Source organism: Bradyrhizobium glycinis (assembly GCF_016031655.1).
Lineage (GTDB): Bacteria > Pseudomonadota > Alphaproteobacteria > Rhizobiales > Xanthobacteraceae > Bradyrhizobium > Bradyrhizobium glycinis.
Genome location: NZ_JACCHQ010000016.1, coordinates 20408 through 36131, shown reverse-complemented (window position 1 = coordinate 36131; position 15724 = coordinate 20408). Strand labels below are relative to the sequence as shown.

At 65.9% G+C, this 15724-nt stretch carries 13 protein-coding genes; 5 read left to right on the top strand and 8 right to left on the bottom strand.

Translation table 11 applies throughout. From position 1 onward, the window contains the following. The first annotated feature begins 72 nt into the window (after positions 1–72). Entirely contained in the window at positions 73–1863 is a 1791-nt protein-coding gene (locus HZZ16_RS22245) for a caspase family protein (protein ID WP_197951715.1), read from the top strand. Positions 1864–1907: 44 nt separating this feature from the next. On the opposite strand, the gene HZZ16_RS22240 is transcribed toward HZZ16_RS22245, so the two are convergent. Continuing rightward, positions 1908–2831, bottom strand: a complete 924-nt coding sequence (locus HZZ16_RS22240) for a polyprenyl synthetase family protein (RefSeq protein WP_197951713.1) — start codon at positions 2829–2831, stop codon at positions 1908–1910. Positions 2832–2992: 161 nt separating this feature from the next. Between HZZ16_RS22240 and mtgA the strand changes: the two genes are divergently transcribed. The 3 genes from mtgA to HZZ16_RS22225 all read left to right on the top strand — a co-directional run bounded on the left by mtgA (position 2993) and on the right by HZZ16_RS22225 (position 4809). Further along, positions 2993–3667 carry a monofunctional biosynthetic peptidoglycan transglycosylase gene (mtgA, locus tag HZZ16_RS22235; protein WP_197951711.1) on the top strand — a complete coding sequence of 225 codons (675 nt, stop codon included), beginning with the start codon at positions 2993–2995 and terminating at the stop codon, positions 3665–3667. A gap of 169 nt (positions 3668–3836) precedes the next feature. Further along, positions 3837–4019: a 50S ribosomal protein L32 gene (rpmF, locus tag HZZ16_RS22230; RefSeq protein WP_024509484.1), complete on the top strand. Its 183-nt coding sequence runs from the start codon at positions 3837–3839 to the stop codon at positions 4017–4019. A 139-nt stretch (positions 4020–4158) separates the two neighbouring features. Next, positions 4159–4809 (top strand): hypothetical protein, encoded by a 651-nt coding sequence (locus tag HZZ16_RS22225; RefSeq protein WP_197951709.1) that lies wholly within the window; start codon positions 4159–4161, stop codon positions 4807–4809. A 226-nt stretch (positions 4810–5035) separates the two neighbouring features. Here HZZ16_RS22225 and HZZ16_RS22220 read toward each other — a convergent pair whose 3' ends face one another. Continuing rightward, positions 5036–5296 (bottom strand): hypothetical protein, encoded by a 261-nt coding sequence (locus HZZ16_RS22220; RefSeq protein WP_197951707.1) that lies wholly within the window; start codon positions 5294–5296, stop codon positions 5036–5038. Positions 5297–5517: 221 nt separating this feature from the next. Between HZZ16_RS22220 and HZZ16_RS22215 the strand changes: the two genes are divergently transcribed. After that, a complete protein-coding gene (locus HZZ16_RS22215; RefSeq protein WP_197951705.1) occupies positions 5518–7212 on the top strand; it encodes a bifunctional diguanylate cyclase/phosphodiesterase in 1695 nt (564 codons plus the stop codon). Between the two features lie 212 nt (positions 7213–7424). On the opposite strand, the gene HZZ16_RS22210 is transcribed toward HZZ16_RS22215, so the two are convergent. From HZZ16_RS22210 to HZZ16_RS22185, 6 genes are all read right to left on the bottom strand, one after another. Further along, positions 7425–8933, bottom strand: coding sequence for a tripartite tricarboxylate transporter permease (locus HZZ16_RS22210; protein ID WP_197951703.1), 1509 nt, complete (start codon positions 8931–8933; stop codon positions 7425–7427). A gap of 4 nt (positions 8934–8937) precedes the next feature. Further along, complete coding sequence (locus HZZ16_RS22205; protein WP_197951701.1) at positions 8938–9423, bottom strand: tripartite tricarboxylate transporter TctB family protein; 486 nt, start codon at positions 9421–9423, stop codon at positions 8938–8940. Between the two features lie 151 nt (positions 9424–9574). Beyond that, complete coding sequence (locus tag HZZ16_RS22200) at positions 9575–10552, bottom strand: tripartite tricarboxylate transporter substrate binding protein (RefSeq protein WP_197951699.1); 978 nt, start codon at positions 10550–10552, stop codon at positions 9575–9577. 203 nt (positions 10553–10755) lie between these two features. Next, entirely contained in the window at positions 10756–13623 is a 2868-nt protein-coding gene (locus HZZ16_RS22195) for a PAS-domain containing protein (protein WP_197951697.1), read from the bottom strand. A gap of 158 nt (positions 13624–13781) precedes the next feature. Beyond that, complete coding sequence (locus HZZ16_RS22190) at positions 13782–14657, bottom strand: acyl-CoA acyltransferase (protein WP_197951695.1); 876 nt, start codon at positions 14655–14657, stop codon at positions 13782–13784. Positions 14658–14698: 41 nt separating this feature from the next. Further along, positions 14699–15679 carry an amino acid--[acyl-carrier-protein] ligase gene (locus tag HZZ16_RS22185; RefSeq protein ID WP_197951693.1) on the bottom strand — a complete coding sequence of 327 codons (981 nt, stop codon included), beginning with the start codon at positions 15677–15679 and terminating at the stop codon, positions 14699–14701. Positions 15680–15724: the final 45 nt, after the last annotated feature.

Sequence of the window (15724 nt, the reverse complement as noted above, 5' to 3'; positions counted from 1 at the left end):
AAGCGCCGGCGGTGGATGTTGCTAAAGCGGTCCCAAAGGGCCGCACGGCCCGGAACTATCGGAAGTCGTGTCATGCGCAGCTTGCTGAGACTTTGTCCGCTTGTCGTCGCCCTCGGCCTGATGTTCGGCGCCGGGCCGGCTTTGGCCGGAAAGCGCGTGGCGCTGGTGCTGGCCAATTCGGCCTATCAACACGCGCCCTCGCTCGCCAATCCCGTCAATGACGGGTCGGTGATGGCCAAGACGCTGAAGGAGGCCGGTTTCGACGTCGTCGATTCCCGGCACGATCTGTCGGCGCTGGACACAAGGCGCGTGCTGCGCGACTTCGCCGACGCGACCCGCGACGCCGAAATCGCCGTGGTCTACTATGCCGGCCACGGCATCGAGGTCGAGGGCTCGAACTATCTGATTCCGGTGGACGCCAAGCTCGAGCGCGACACCGACGTCTATGACGAGGCGCTCTCGCTCGACCGTGTCCTGGTCGCGGTCGAGCCGGCCAAGCAGCTGCGTCTGGTGATCCTCGATGCCTGCCGCGACAATCCGTTCAGCAAGCGGATGAAGCGCACGATTGCCTCGCGCGGCATCGGCCGCGGCCTCGCCCAGGTCGAGCCGTCCAGTCCCAACACGCTGATCGCCTATTCGGCCAAGGCCGGCTTCACCGCGCAGGATGGCGACGGTGCCAACAGCCCGTTCACCATCGCGCTGTCGAAGCATCTGACGACGCCAGGCCTCGATGTCCGCCGTGCCTTCGGCTTCGTGCGCGACGACGTGCTGAAGTCGACCGGCAACAAGCAGGAGCCGTTCGTCTACGGCTCGCTCGGCGGCGAGGACGTGCCGCTGGTGCCGGTCAAGCTGGCGCCGGCGGCGCCCGTGGCCAATCCCCAGGCGGATATCCGCCGCGACTATGAGCTCGCGCTCCAGGTCGGCAACCGGCCGGCGTGGGAAGCCTTCCTCGCCCAGCATCCGGACGGGTTCTATGCGAGCCTCGCCAAGCTCCAGCTCGAGAAGATCGGCGCCGAACAGGCGCATGCGACGGCGATCGCGAAGGCGAAGCAGGCCGAGGCCGAGCGCGACCGCCTTGCTGCGCTCGGCGCGCAGAAGGATGCGCAAGCCAGGGCCGCGGCCGATGCGAAGGCTGCCGAACAGGCGCAGCTTGCCGCGCAGAAGGCCAAGGAGCAGGCACAGCAACAGGCGGCCGCCGCCGAGCAACAGCGCGTCAATCTCGCCGCTACGGCGCCAAGCGCTGCGCCGGCCGCGAGCGCCGCCGGCACCAACGTCGCCTCGCTGACCCCGGCGACCGCGCCGGCCGATCTCAACCGCTCGGTGCAGAGCGAGCTCGGCCGCGTCGGCTGTTTCTCCGGGCCGGCCGACGGCAATTGGAATACGTCCTCGCAGCGTTCGCTGTCGCAGTTCAACCGCTATGCCGGCACCAAGCTCGACGTGAAGGTGGCGAGCACCGATGCACTCGATGCGGTCAAGGCCAGGCCGTCGCGGGTCTGCCCGCTGGTCTGCGAGCACGGTTTCAAGGCCGAAGGCGACAAGTGCACCAGGATCGTTTGCGGCGACGGCTATGTGCTGAACGACGACAATGAATGCGAGAAGAAGCGCGCCGGCAAGCCCGCGTCAAAGCCCGCGATCTCGCGGCGCGACGACGGCGAGGACCGCCCTGCACGGCAGCGGCCGCAGGCCGGTGCTGCAGCGGGCGGCTACGGTGCGGCTGCGGCTGGCGCGAACCGTGCTTCGAGCGGCAGCGGTCAGATCTTTTGCAACGCTCTGCTCTGCCGGCCGGTCAGGCCCGGTTGCCGCCTCGTCTATCGCGGGGGCGGCGGCCCCCACGTCGACGCCAATGTCGAGGTCTGCAACTGAAGGGGAGCCGCATCCCCTGAACGCTAAAGCGCGATACGATTAAGTCAGTTCTTCCGCTCGGCCACGAAACGCGCGGCGGCCTGTAGCACGGCGGCGCGGTCACCGAAGATCGAGACGGCGCTGTCGGCGCGCGCGAGCAGGTCGCGCACGCGCTGCTTGGCGCCTTCGATCCCGAGCTGGGTGACGAAGGTGGTCTTGCCCAGCGCGGCATCGGCGCCGGCCGGCTTGCCCAGCGCGGCCGCATCGCCCTCGACGTCGAGCAGATCGTCGGCGATCTGGAAGGCTTCGCCGAGCGCGCGGCCGTAATCGTCGAGCGCCTGATATTCCGCCTTCGAGGCCTGGCCGAGGATCGCGCCGGCGATGCAGCCGTAGCGCAGGAGCGCGCCCGTCTTCATCTGCTGGATACGGGCGACATCGATCGGCTCGTTGCCGCCAAAGCGGCCTTCGCCGGCGAGATCGAGGATCTGGCCGCCGACCATGCCGCCGATGCCGGCGCAGCGCGCCAGCGCGCGCGTCAAGAGCAGCCGCACATTGGCGTCGCGATGGATCTCGTCGCGGGTGATGATGTCGAAGGCGAGGGTCAGAAGACCGTCGCCGGCGAGGATCGCGGTGGCGTCGTCGGTCTGCTTGTGCAGGGTCGGGCGGCCGCGGCGCAGGTCTGAATTGTCCATGGCCGGCAGGTCGTCATGGATCAGCGAATAGCAATGGATGCATTCGAGCGCGGCGCCGACGAGCAGGGCCGCCTCGCGCGGCACGCCGAACACGGCGGCGCTCTCGACCACCAGGAACGGCCGCAGGCGCTTGCCGCCGTTCAGGCTCGAATACCGCATTGCGTCCATCAGTCGCTTGGGCCGGGCGATTTCGTCGTGCAGGATGTCGTCCGACAGCAGGCGCCCGAGCAGGGCTTCGGTGTCATCAGCGGTCTTGTCCAGACGTTTGGTGAAATCGGACGGGGACGTGCCGGTCATCAAGAGGGGCTCCAGAACTAAAATTCGGCGGGACAATCCTTTATGCGCCCGCGCCAGTCAATCGTTTGGAAGGCCTAAAAAGTGCTGGAAAAGGCCCGAATTATCACAGACTTAACGCTCCAGCCCGTGGCCGCTCTTAAGTTTGCGCCGGAAAGGTCGATTTGCGCATCGTCAAAATCCTGCTGGTGGTGCTCGCGGTTGTGGTCCTCGCGCCCTATGTGATCGCGCCGTTCTACCGCACCGGCCACCCTGTTTCGACGCTGATGGCCTGGCGCAGCTTGCGCGGCGCGCCGATGCAGCGGGAATGGATCGACCTCGCCGATATGTCGCCCTCTCTGCCGCGCGCGGTGGTCGCGGCCGAGGATGCCCATTTCTGCAAGCATCACGGCATCGATTGGGGCGCGCTGCGCGAGGCGATCGACGACGCCAGGGAGGACGGCACCGCCTTCCGGGGCGCCTCCACCATCACCCAGCAGGTGGCGAAGAACCTGTTCCTGTGGCAGGGGCGCGACTTCGTCCGCAAGGCGCTCGAATTCCCGCTGGCGCTTTGGATCGATCTCGTCCTGCCCAAGCAGCGGATTCTCGAGATCTACCTCAACATCGCCGAGCTCGGCCCGCAGGGGCAGTTCGGGGTCGAGGCGGCCAGCGCCTATGCCTTCGGCAAATCGGCCGAAAGCCTCTCGCCCCGCGAGGCGGCGCTTCTAGCCTCGATCCTGCCGAATCCGGTCAAGCGCAGCGCCCGGACCCCGGGACCGGGCGTCCGGCGGCTGGCGGCCACCTATATGGCGCGGGGGCAGGCGAGCTCGCTTGCGACCTGTTGGCGCGAAAATCGCTGATTTTTGGCCCGTTCCGGGCGCATTTTCCGGCCCAAGAGCCTAGCTTTACGGCCAGCCTTCCTCTATAAGCGCGGCCTTGATCGGCATTCAGCTCGCCTCGTATTGCGGGTGCTGAGCCGTCCCTTCGCGGACGATGCCCTGATGACACCAATCCCTAGAGGATATTGAAATGGCCGTTCCGAGAAGAAAAACCTCGCCGTCGCGCCGTGGCATGCGCCGCTCGGCGGACGCCCTCAAGAAGCCGACCTATGTGGAAGACAAGGACTCCGGCGAGCTCCGTCGTCCGCACCATCTCGACCTCAAGACCGGCATGTACAAGGGCCGCCAGGTCCTGAAGAAGAAAGAGTCCTGAAGCCAGGATCTTTCTCGGGCGGGAGATCGGACCCGCCCGATTCGGCCAACCCATGAGATAGACGGTGACGGCGGCGGAGCGGATGCTTCGCCGCTGCATTGTTCTGTCCGGATATCTTGATCGAGAAAGCATCAAGCCGATGGTCGGTTTCCCGCTGCTCCTGATTCCGCTCGCGGTGTACAACATCATCGCCTTCCTGATGCCCAGCGTGTCCTTCTCGGACGTGCTGTTCAAGGTGCCGATGATCACGGGCGAAGCCTGGCCGGTCACGCTCGCGGATCTCCTGCTCGCGCTCGGCGTCATGCTGCTGCTGCTCGAAGTGGTCAAGGGCGCGCGGCCGGGCTCGAAATTCCTGATGGACCATTTGCTGTCGCTGATCATCTTCGGCGCGGCCGCCGCCGAATTCGTGATGTGGCCCAAATTCGGCAATTCCACCTATTTCCTGCTGGTGCTGCTCGCGATGGCCGACTTCCTCGGCGGCATTGCCCAGCGCACGCGCCGCCGCGTCACCTATGTCGCCGAAACGACGGTGCCGGCGCCGCGCAAGGCCAAGCGCAGGGCCGAAGCGCCGGCGGAGGATGTGGAGTCTGAGCGCAAGTTCGAGCCGGTGATTGCGCCGCAGCCGGCACCGGCGGCGCCGCCCGCCCCTTCCGCGCAGTCCGTCGCGGAATCCGTGCTGATGGACCACCCTGCGCCCAAGCCCGTGCAGGGCGCGCCTTCGCCGGAAATTCCCTCGCCGCAGTTGCAGCCGGGGAACGGCACGCCGTCTTCCGACGCGCCGCCGCGCTGATTTTCCTGAATTTGCGCGCATCTCACCGCGGCGCCAGTGTGCTCCCTCGCCCCGTTCTTACGGGGAGAGGGTTGGGGTGAGGGGCTCTCTCCGGGGATGAGATAGCCGTGAGACCTGTACCCCCTCACCCGGATCGCACCGGACGATGCTACGCATCGCCGAGGCGATCCGACCTCTCCCCGCAAGCGGGGAGAGGTAAGAAGCGCCATCTCACTTCGAATTAGCCTCAAGCCACCTGCCGTGTCCGCGCGCTGACGCTTTGCAGCGGGCGCTTGCTGCCATAGGCCATCAGCGCATCCTCGGATGAGGCGCGGCGTAGCCGGGTCGTTTGCGGCAGCTGCTCGGCATTGGCGATCAATTGTGTGACGAAGCTCGGATCGGGGCGCGGCAGCGGCGCCTTGCGGACCCACTGCAACGTCGGCATCAGCGGCACCAGGGCCGTGCCTGTGCCGTTGTCCGCCGCGTCCGATCGATCAGTACTCAACATCGCAATCACCGTTGATCCGGCGAGACTGTCGCGTTTCGGGACGCGGGCGCCGGTGCGAGTCCTGTACTCGCAAGGCCTATGCCGGCCGGGCCGGCTTGGTTCCCCGCGCCGGGGAAACGTGGTTTCCAAATTGTTTATCAACTTTGCCTAGGGTCGGGGGCGAATCTGGCTCTATCCTGTGCCGGCTCAGGACTTCTCCACTGTCCCGAAACGAGGCGACTTTGACCGCTGGACTGCCGCAAGCCTCCGACATCCTGGCCGCGCTCGGCCAGGCCGTGTTCGCCTGGGACATCGCCAGCGATGCCATCGTCTGGGGTGAGCAGGTCAGCGCCGTCTTCCCCGGCGTTCCCGCCGAGCGGCTCGCGACCGGCGCCGAATTCGCCAAGCTGATCGAGCCCGCGCAAACGCTGCGGACGGCAGCGCTGGCGCTGACGTCCCCGGTGCACGGCGCCGACGGCACGCCCTACCGGGTCGAGTACGGCGTGCGCATGAGCGCCTCCGACCCCGTGATCTGGATCGAGGAGACTGGCCGCTGGTTCGCAGGTCCCGACGGCCGTCCCACACGAGCGATCGGCTCCGTCCGCATCAACAATGAGCGCCACGCCCGCGATGAGGAATTGAGCAGGCTGGCTCGGCTCGATCCGCTGACCGGCGAGCTCAACCGCTCACATCTGATCGCGGCGCTGGCCGAGGCGATCGAGGAGACGACCCGCTTCCGCTCGACCGCCGCCTTCATGCTGGTCGGTATCGATCATCTCGCCCGCGTCAACGATGCCTTCGGCTTCGACGTCGCCGACGCCGTGATCCTCGACATCGCCAAGCGCATTCGCGCGCGCCTGCGCGGCGGCGACGTGCTCGGGCGCTTCTCTGGCAACAAGTTCGGCCTGATCCTGAAGAACTGCACCGTCGACGACATGAATGTGGCCGCCGAGCGCTTCCTGGCCGGCATCCGCGACGAGGTGGTGCCGACCAAATCCGGTCCGGTCTCGGTCACCGCATCGATCGGCGCGGTCAGCCTGCCGCGCTATGCGCGCAACACCGACGAGGCCGTCAATCGCGCCCACGAGACGCTGGACGCCGCCAAGCGCCGCCGCTCCGGCTCGTTCGCGGCCTGGCGCCCGGATGCCGCGCGCGACGCACAGCGCCGCGTCAACATCCGCGTCACCGACGAGATCGTTACCGCGCTCAACGAACGCCGCATCAGGCTCGCCTATGAACCCGTCGTCTCGGCTGTCTCGCGCGAGCGCGCATTCCATGAATGCCTGGTCCGGATGGACCAGGGCGACGGCCAGGTGCTGCTCGCGCCCGACATCGTGCCGGTCGCCGAGCGGCTCGGCCTGATCCGCCTGGTCGATCATCGCGTGCTCGAGCTCGTGGTCGCCGAGCTTGCGGCGGCGCCCGATGTCTGCCTCAGCCTCAACATCTCGCCGGATACGACCATGGATCCGGACTGGTGGGCGGGGATCGAATCGCTGATGCTGGCCCATCCCGGCGTCGCCGAGCGTCTGATCGTCGAGATCACCGAGACGGTCGCGATCCAGGACATCGACGACGTCCGCGCCTTCGTCAGCCGCCTCAAGCATTTCGGCAGCCGCATCGCCATCGACGATTTCGGCGCCGGCTACACCTCGTTCCGCAATCTGCGCAAGCTCGGCGTGGACATCGTCAAGATCGACGGCGCCTTCGTGCAGAACATCACCCATTCCGCCGACGACCGCGCCTTCGTGCAGACCCTGATCGATCTCGCCCGCCGCCTCGACATCAAGACCGTCGCCGAATGGGTGCAGGATGAGGAAGCGGCGAACATGCTGCGCGACTGGGGCTGCGACTACATCCAGGGCCGCCTGATCGGGCTGGCTTCGGCGGAGCGCCCGTGGGGCGTGCCGCCGGGCAGCGTGCTGCCTGCGGCGGGGTAGGAGTTAATCGTTCTAATCGCCCGGCGTTCTTGTTTCCCCCTCCACTTGCGGGAGAGGGTGGCTCGCCGCGTAGCGGCGAGACGGGTGAGGGGTTCTATCTGCGTGCAAAACTGTCGCGATAAGATTCGCGGATAGAACCTCTCATCCGGCGCTTCGCGCCACCTTCTCCCACAAGGGGAGAAGGAAGAGATCGCGCCCGCGGCTACAAATTCTCACGCCCCCTCGTCCAGCGCCACCAGCTCGCGCTTCTTGCGCAGCGACGGCAGTAGCGGCGCGATCAGCAGCACCAGGGCAAGCGCGAGACACGCCCCCGAGATCGGCCGCTGCACGAAGGTCCAGAGATCGCCCTGCGACAGGATCAGCGACTTGCGCAAATTGTTCTCCATCATCGGACCGAGCACGAAGGCCAGCACCAGCGGTGCCGGCTCGTAGCCGAGCTTGCGCATGAAATAGCCGATGATCCCGAACGCGATCATCACATAGACGTCGAACACGTTGTTGCTCGAGCAGTAGACGCCGAGGATCGTGAACAGGATGATCAAGGGGAACAGGATGTTGTAGGGCAGCTTGAGCAGCTGCACCCACATGCCGATCATCGGCAGGTTCAGGATCAGCAGCATGACGTTGCCGATATACATGCTGGCGACGATGCCCCAGAACAGGCCGGGGTTCTGCGTGATCAGCAGCGGGCCCGGCTGCAGGCCGTGAATAACGAAGGCCCCGAGCAGCAGCGCCATCACTACGTTCGGGGGGATGCCGAGCGTCATCAGCGGAATGAAGGCGCCGCCCGCCGCGGCGTTGTTCGCCGATTCCGGGCCGGCGACGCCCTCGATTGCGCCATGGCCGAACCGCTCGGGCGTCTTCGACAGCCGCTTCTCCAGCGCGTAGGACGCGAATGACGAGACCACCGCGCCGCCGCCCGGCAGGATGCCGAGGAAAAAGCCGAGGATGGTGCCGCGGCCGACCGGACCTGCGCTCGCCTTCCAGTCCTCCTTGCTGGGCAGGAGATGGGTGATCCTGGTGTTGATGACGTCGCGCTTGATCGTCTGCTCGGTGTTGAGCAGCACCTCGGCGACGCCGAACAGGCCCATCACCACGGGCACGAGGCCGATGCCGTCGATCAGCTCCATGCGGCCGAAGGTCAGCCGCGGCTGCGCGGTGATGCTGTCGAGCCCGATCAGCCCGAGCACGACGCCGATGCACGCCATCAGCAATGCCTTCGGCATCGATCCCTGGGTGAGGAAGGTGAGCACGACGAGGCCGAGCACCATCAGGCTGAAATACTCGGCCGGGCCGAAGGCAATGGCGAGGCTGGCAAGCCTCGGCGCCACCAGCATCAAGGCAACCAGCGCAAAGGTGCCGGCAGCGAAGGAGCCGAACGCGGCAATGCCGAGCGCGGGGCCCGCGCGGCCCTGCTTCGCCATCTGGTGGCCGTCGATGCAGGTCACGACCGAGGCGGCCTCGCCGGGGATGTTGACCAGGATCGAGGTGGTCGAGCCGCCATACATCGAGCCGTAATAGATGCCGGCCATCATGATGATGCCTGATTCCGGCGTGCCCGACAGCGTCACCGGCAACAGCAGCGACATCGCCGAGATCGGGCCGATGCCGGGCAGCACGCCGACCAGCGTGCCGATGAAGACGCCGATGAAGCAGTAGAGCAGGTTGACCGGCAGCAGCGCGATGCCGAATCCATGTGCCACGTTGACGAGCGTATCCATGCGGTCAGCCGATCCCGAACAGACCTGACGGCAACTGGATCAACAGCAGCCGCTTGAGCACCCACCACATGCCCGAGGGCACCAGCACCGCGATCGGGACCGCCAGCGTCCAGCGCACCGGATCGATCAGCCGCAACAGCAGCAGCATCAGGGGGATCGATGACAGCAGGAAGCCCAGCGGCTCCAGCGCGAAGGCGAACGCGGTGAGGCAGGCGATGAGGACAAGCGGCTTGCTCCAGCGCACGTTCTCCCAGCGCGAGGCCAGCGTCGGCCCGCCCTCGGTGATCGCCGAGACGATGATCGCGCCTGCGAACACGCACATCAGGATGCCCGTGTAGAACAGCACGTAGCCGGAGCCGGGATCGTTGATGGTGCCGAGCTTGAGCCTCCAGCCCGACCAGATCACGAAGCCGCCGAGCGCGAGTCCGATCAGCCCGCCCCAGAGTTCGGAGTTGCCGAGGCGGAGCTTGACGTTGGTGTCGTTGTTCATCGCGATTCTCGTGCCCCGGACGCAGCGCAGCAGGTACTGATGCGCTGCAGAGCCGGGGCCCATGAGTGTGGACGAAAAGATGGGTCCCGGCTCTGCGGTGCATCGCTGAAGGAGCGCTGCACCGCGTCCGGGACACGCAGGTGGTTTGGCTCTATTTCTTCGCAAGCCCGAGCGTTTCGATCACCTTGCGCTCGGACTCCGTGACCTCGATGACGAATTTCTTGTAATCCTCGGTGCTCTTGTAGTTCGGCACCATGTCGTATTTGGCGAGCGTGGCGATCACCGCGGGATCCTCGATCGCCTTCTTGAAGGAATCGTGCAGCTTGGCGACGATCTTGGGATCCATCCCTTTCGGCCCTGCAATGCCGAACGGGGAATCATAGACCATGGGATAGCCGAGCTCCTTCAGCGTCGGCACGTCGGGATAGTTCGGCGACCGTGCGCCGGTCCACACCATCAGGAGCCGCAGCTTGCCGGCGTCGACCAGCGGCCGCCATCCCGTGGAATCAGCCTGCAGCATGGTGTGCTGCCCCAGCACGGCGGCGTTGGTCTCCGCACCGCCCTTGAACGGGACCTGCGTCAGCTTGATGCCGGACATCGCGGCGATCTGCTCCATGCCGATATGCAGCGAGGTGCCGGCGCCGGGCGTAGCATAGGTCACCTTGCCCGGATTCGCCTTTGCGAACTCCACCACGTCCTTCCAGCTCTTGAACTGCGATTCCGCGCTGGTCGTCACGCCGAAAGTGTAACCGGTGAGATGGACGATATAGGTGAAATCCTTTGCCGGATCCCACGATACCTCCTGCATCAGCGGCAGGCGGAACACGGTGATCGGGATCTGCGAGATGGTATAGCCGTCCGGTTTCGCCGCCGCCGCCATCGTCGCCGGCCCGACCGTGCCGCCGCCGCCGGCCTTGTTGTCGATCACGATCGGTTGGCCCAGCACCTTCGAGGCGCTGTCGGCGATCGCGCGCATCGAGATATCGGTCGAGCCGCCGGCCGGCCAAGGCACGATCAACGTGATCGGCTTCGTCGGATAGTCTTGCGCATTGACGGCCGTGGAGAGCAATGCGCCCATGACGGCGTGCACCGCGGCAAATGCAATCGTCTTCAGCCCGTATCCCGACATCCAAAGCCTCCCTCGCGGCGCCTCTCTGGGGGCGCCGTCTCTCGTTCTTGTGAGGCGATTGTTCCTGAATTTGACGGAGAAGAAAAGCGTATTGCGCACATCGCTGTGCGGCCGTCGGTCAGCTAACGCGGACAGAGCCGACATATGCGACAATTCGTCGTTTGGTCGCGTGCCGAGAGGCGGAATTTGAGCGGCCGAAGCGATCAGGCCACGCGCCGGACCATGTTCAGCGTCTCGATGGTGCGGCCGACGTCCGAGGCGAGACACGGCTTGCCGAAATAATAGCCTTGGACCGCGGTGCAGCCGCATTCGCGGACGAAGTCGAGCTGCTCCTCGGTTTCCACGCCCTCCGCCGTGGTCTCGACGCCGAGCACGGAGCCGAGGCTCGCGATCGTTCTGACGATGGCAACGCTCTCCGGGCTTTCGCCGAGCGTTCCGACGAAGGAGCGGTCGATCTTGATGCGGTCGAACGGAAACTTGCGCAGGTAGCTCAGCGAGGAATAGCCCACGCCGAAATCGTCGAGGCTGACGCGCACCCCGAGCCCGCGGAGCTGGTGCAGGATGTCGATGGTCGCCTTGCTGTCGTCGAGCAGCGCCGTCTCGGTGACCTCGAGCTCGAGCCGCTGCGGCGGTAGGCCGGCTTCCGCGAGCGCGCTCGTGACCATCGCCACCAGGGCGCGGGAGCGGAACTGCACCGGAGACAGGTTCACCGCGACGGTGACGCCGGGCCAGGACGCGGCGGCCGCGCAGGCCGTGCGCAGCACCCATTCGCCGATCGGAACGATCAGCCCGTTCTCCTCCGCAATCGGGATGAACTCGGCCGGAGAGACGAAGCCGCGCGAGGGATGCTTCCAGCGCAGCAATGCCTCGAAGCCGGTGAGCTCGGAGGAATCGAGCCGCATCTGCGGCTGAAACACGAGGTGGAATTCACGCCCTTCCAGCGCGCCGACTAGGTCCTGCTCCAGCGCGTGCCGGCTGCGCGCCTGTTCCTCCATCTCGGGCTCGAACAGCTGATAGGCGCCGCGCCCCTTGGCCTTGGCCTTGTACAGCGCGAGGTCGGCGCATTTCATCAGCTCATCGGCATCGAGCCCGTGGTCGGGCGCGATCGCGATGCCGACCGAGACGCCGACATGGATCGACTGGCTTTCCAGCGGCGGCGGATGACCGATGATGTCGACCAGGCGGCGGGCGAGCTCCTCGGCCGATTGTGGCTGCGGCCCGCGCTGGAGAACGGCGAACTCGTCGCCGCCAAGCCGCGCGACGGTATCGTGCTCGCCGACATTCTCCTTGAGGCGCGCCGCGACCCAGCGCAGCAGGCGGTCGCCGGCAGCGTGGCCGAGGCGGTCGTTGACGGTCTTGAAATTGTCGAGGTCGAAACAGAGCACCGCCATGGCGCCGCCGGCGATCGCGACCTGGTTCAATCCCTCGCCCATCTTCTCGCGGAACAGCGTGCGGTTGGGCAGGTCGGTCAGCGAATCGTGCCGCGCCATGTGCGCGACGCGTGCCTGGGCCTTGTGGCGCTCGGTAACGTCCTCATAGGTCACGACCCAGCCGCCGTGCTCCATGCGCTTGTGATTGAGCTTGATGATGCGGCCGTCGTTCAAATGGCGGTGCAGCGTGTGCTCGCCCTCGCGCAGCCTCTCGACGTAGTCGGCATAGAGCTTGGCGCCGGTCATGTTCGGATGGATGCCGAGCGCGCAGCTGTGCTCCATGATCTCCCGCATCGAGACGCCTGGCTTCACGATCTCCGGCGACAATCCATACATCTCGATGTAGCGGCGGTTGCAGACGATCACGCGCAGGCTCGCGTCGAGCATGCACAGGCCCTGACTCATGTTGTTCAGGGCCGCATCGAACCGGCGGTACTGCTCGCTCAGCTCCTCGATCGCACGCTCGCGCTCGGTGATGTCCTCATAGGTGGCGACGAAGCCGCCCTCGGCCAGCGCGCAATAGCGCACCGAGATCACGGTGTCGTTCGACATGCGCCGGCGCATCGGCGAGGAGTCACGGCTCGCGATCCGGGCGCGGGCGGCTTCGAGGATCTGCTGCGGGCTGTACTCCGAGTTGAACGCGCCGTTCGCCATCGATCGCTCGATCAGCTCGGCCAGATGGGTGCCGGGCCGGGCCTCCTCCGGCGACAACAGGTAGATCTTGCGGTAGGTGGTGTTGCAGATCCGAAGCCGCATGTCGCCGTCATAGAAGGCGAGCCCGTGCGCCATGTTTTCCAGCGCCGCATCGAGCATGAAATTCTGCTGCCGCAGCGTTTCCTCGTATTGCAGCCGCTCCGTGACGTCCTCGTGCACCGTCACCCAGCCGCCGTCGGGCAGGAAGCGGGAGACCGCCTGCACCATCCGTCCGTCGTAGCGCATCACCAGCAGCGTCTTCGGCTTCCTGCTGCGCACATCCTCCAGCCGGCTCTGGTAGAATTCGTCACCCGACATGCCCGGCAGGTTGCCGCGCGACATCCAGTGCTCGATCACCGTGGAATGCGCGATGCCAGGCTTCACGATGTCAGGATCGAGGTTATAAAGCTTCAGGAACCGTTCGTTGCAGACGACGACACGGCTGTCGACGTTGTACATGATCAAACCGTGCGACATGTTGGCGAGCGCGTGCTGGCTGCGCTCGGTCTGAACGCGCACTTCCGCTTCGAGCCGGGCGAGGCGGGTGACGTCGTCGCAGATCGTCATCCAGCCGCCGCCGGGGAGCGGCTTCAGCTCGAGCGACATGACGAGGCCGCTCGCCAGCAATTGCTCGGTGCGGAACGGCTTGCCCGCGGCGATCTGTGCCATTCGCGTCGAATACAACGCGTCGAGCTGGTCTTGCGGAAAGTTGCCGCGGCTTGCACTGTGCGCGAGCACCTCCCGGTAGCTGGTGCCGACCCGCACGATGTCGGCCGACATGTCGAACAGCGTGAGGTAGCGCTGGTTCGCCAGCACGATCCGGTTGTCGGCATCGTAGACGCAGACGCCCTGCTCCATGTGGTCGAGCGCAAGCTGGCTCAGCGCGACCAGGGCGCCTGGGCTCTGCTCACGGCCTGTACCAAGCTCGCTGTCGCGGGTCGACGTCATGGGTCGGCAAGGCCTCGGCAGGCGATAGACTGAATGCAACCTAATTCAGCCGCCGAGGCTAGCGAAGAGGCCGGAAAATTCCCTTAAGCGCGTTAGTTTACGGAGGGTGACCGGCGATGACGAAGATGACGGTGCTGGATTGTTGGCTGTGGCTCCAACTACGGCCCGTACAGCACGAGCTCCGTATCGGTGAGATCGCCGAGCTGTGGCTGGTGCGGGCCCCTGAAATATTTCCGGCCGCGCCGCTCGGTGTAGATGCCGAAGAGGCCGGGAATCGGACCATTGGCATCGACCGCCACCGCGATCTTGCCGAGCCGCAGCAGCAGCCGTCCGATGCGGCCGGCGCATTCGGCATAGTCTGCGGCACTCCGGCAATAGATCAGCTTCATGGCGGGCGGTGCGATGAATCCACGGCGGATGCGCACCGGTTGCAGGATGAAGGGGAACGTTCCCTGCGGCGTGCGGCAGACGAGGCTGAGGCAATTGTAGCGCGCATGTCGCGTCAGCAGCTCGGTCTCCGCCTCGGAAAGCCCCTTGATCTCCTTGGCGTGCGGCGGAATGACCTCGATCTCGCTCCAGCGCGGCACGCGCGCCAGCGCCGGGACCGAGAAGAATATGCCGCGGCAATAGGCCTGAAAACCCTGCGTCTCGATGATCGGCCAGGTCCACGGCGCCGGGCTGATGTTGAAATAGGTGACGTGCTTGTGCCGCTGGGCGATCTTGGTCAGCAGCGGAGCGTAGTTGCGGTAGGGCGGGTCGACATACCAGCTCGACAGATTGCACCGGATGGCGGTCTCTTCGCCCTCCTTGCGTGCGGTGTAGATCAAGAGCAGCACGCCGACCGGCGTGCCGTCGTCGTCAAGCATGTAGCCGAAGCGCGGATAGCCCTCCGGCACGGTCCGGAAGGCCTGGCGGCGCAGGCCCTGGATCCAGTAGTCGCGTGAACGGCCGACGAAGCCGCGCGTCAGCAAGTCCGCGATCTTGTCGACGTCGGACTCGGTGATCTCGCGGCATCGGACCTTGGTATGGATCACGCTCGTCTTGCCCGTGGAAATGGCCGGCCTCGTGAGTTGTGTCAGCGCCAGCCTTCGCCATGGGCCTCGGCCGCGACAGGCGGCTGCAGGCTCAGGACGTCCCGCACCCTGGCTGGCCAGGCGGACAGATCGGTGCCGTGGGTGTGGAACATGGCTACCGCCAGACGGTCCATGCCGAAGGCCACGCAGCCGGTATGCGCCGGCTCGCCGTTGGCATCCTGGATTCCCCAGGTCGTGCCGAAATGCTCGCGATGATAGTTGAAGCTCATGCACGCCGTCGGCTGCTCTTCCGAGCGCAGCGGGATGAGGAGCTCGAACTTGAGCTGCTGCTGCTTCTGGCTCACCGCCTTCATCTGGCCAACGCGGCCGAAGAACGGATCGCTGGCATAGTCGACGCGGAAGGTGAGGCCGAGGTCGGTCGCGATCTTCTGCGCGCGCACCATCCAGCGCTCGCGGAAATCGGCGACGTCGTCGGGGCTGCCGATGCAGACATATTCGCGCATCCGGAACGATTGCAGCCGGTCGAGATGCTTCGAGGGCTCGCGGCGGAAGCAATCCGCGGCAACGTCGAAGCGCAGGCCGCCCTTCGGCAATTGGCCGCGGCTCGCCGCGATCGGATAGACCGGATAGCAGGCGGCCGGCGACAGCACGAGATCGGCCGGCGACAGCGAAGAGGTCCAGTCGCCGCCGGCATCGAAGCGGCTCACCGCCGCGTTGATCTCGCGTTCGGTGCCGTGCAGACCGCAGACGCAGCCAAGCAGGTTCGGAAAGCTCTTGAGATAGCCGGACTTCTCCAGCTGCGAGCGGCTCATCACCGGCGGGAAGCGCATCACCTCGGTGCCAGCCTCGCGATGACCGGTGATCAGCGCGGCGAGCTTCTCGACGATGCCCTCATAGAGTGCGGTGCGGGCATAGACACCATCGGCGCCCATGCGGTGGAACAGCTTGTCAGCGAGATGATCGAGCGGATCGATCGTCTGCGGCGCGGTGGCGGGCGAATTGGGAAGGACGGCAATATTCATGGTTCGATGTCCTGCTATCTCAAAATTGTTCTTGTTGAAGCGGTC

Excerpts from the sequence above, each read along its gene's own strand:
- HZZ16_RS22245 (WP_197951715.1), top strand. The coding sequence starts at position 73 with ATGCGCAGCTTGCTGAGACTTTGTCCGCTTGTCGTCGCCCTCGGCCTG.
- HZZ16_RS22240 (WP_197951713.1), bottom strand. The coding sequence starts at position 2,831 with ATGACCGGCACGTCCCCGTCCGATTTCACCAAACGTCTGGACAAGACC.
- rpmF (WP_024509484.1), top strand. The coding sequence starts at position 3,837 with ATGGCCGTTCCGAGAAGAAAAACCTCGCCGTCGCGCCGTGGCATGCGC.
- HZZ16_RS22225 (WP_197951709.1), top strand. The coding sequence starts at position 4,159 with ATGGTCGGTTTCCCGCTGCTCCTGATTCCGCTCGCGGTGTACAACATC.
- HZZ16_RS22220 (WP_197951707.1), bottom strand. The coding sequence starts at position 5,296 with ATGTTGAGTACTGATCGATCGGACGCGGCGGACAACGGCACAGGCACG.
- HZZ16_RS22210 (WP_197951703.1), bottom strand. The coding sequence starts at position 8,933 with ATGGATACGCTCGTCAACGTGGCACATGGATTCGGCATCGCGCTGCTG.
- HZZ16_RS22205 (WP_197951701.1), bottom strand. The coding sequence starts at position 9,423 with ATGAACAACGACACCAACGTCAAGCTCCGCCTCGGCAACTCCGAACTC.
- HZZ16_RS22200 (WP_197951699.1), bottom strand. The coding sequence starts at position 10,552 with ATGTCGGGATACGGGCTGAAGACGATTGCATTTGCCGCGGTGCACGCC.
- HZZ16_RS22195 (WP_197951697.1), bottom strand. The coding sequence starts at position 13,623 with ATGACGTCGACCCGCGACAGCGAGCTTGGTACAGGCCGTGAGCAGAGC.
- HZZ16_RS22185 (WP_197951693.1), bottom strand. The coding sequence starts at position 15,679 with ATGAATATTGCCGTCCTTCCCAATTCGCCCGCCACCGCGCCGCAGACG.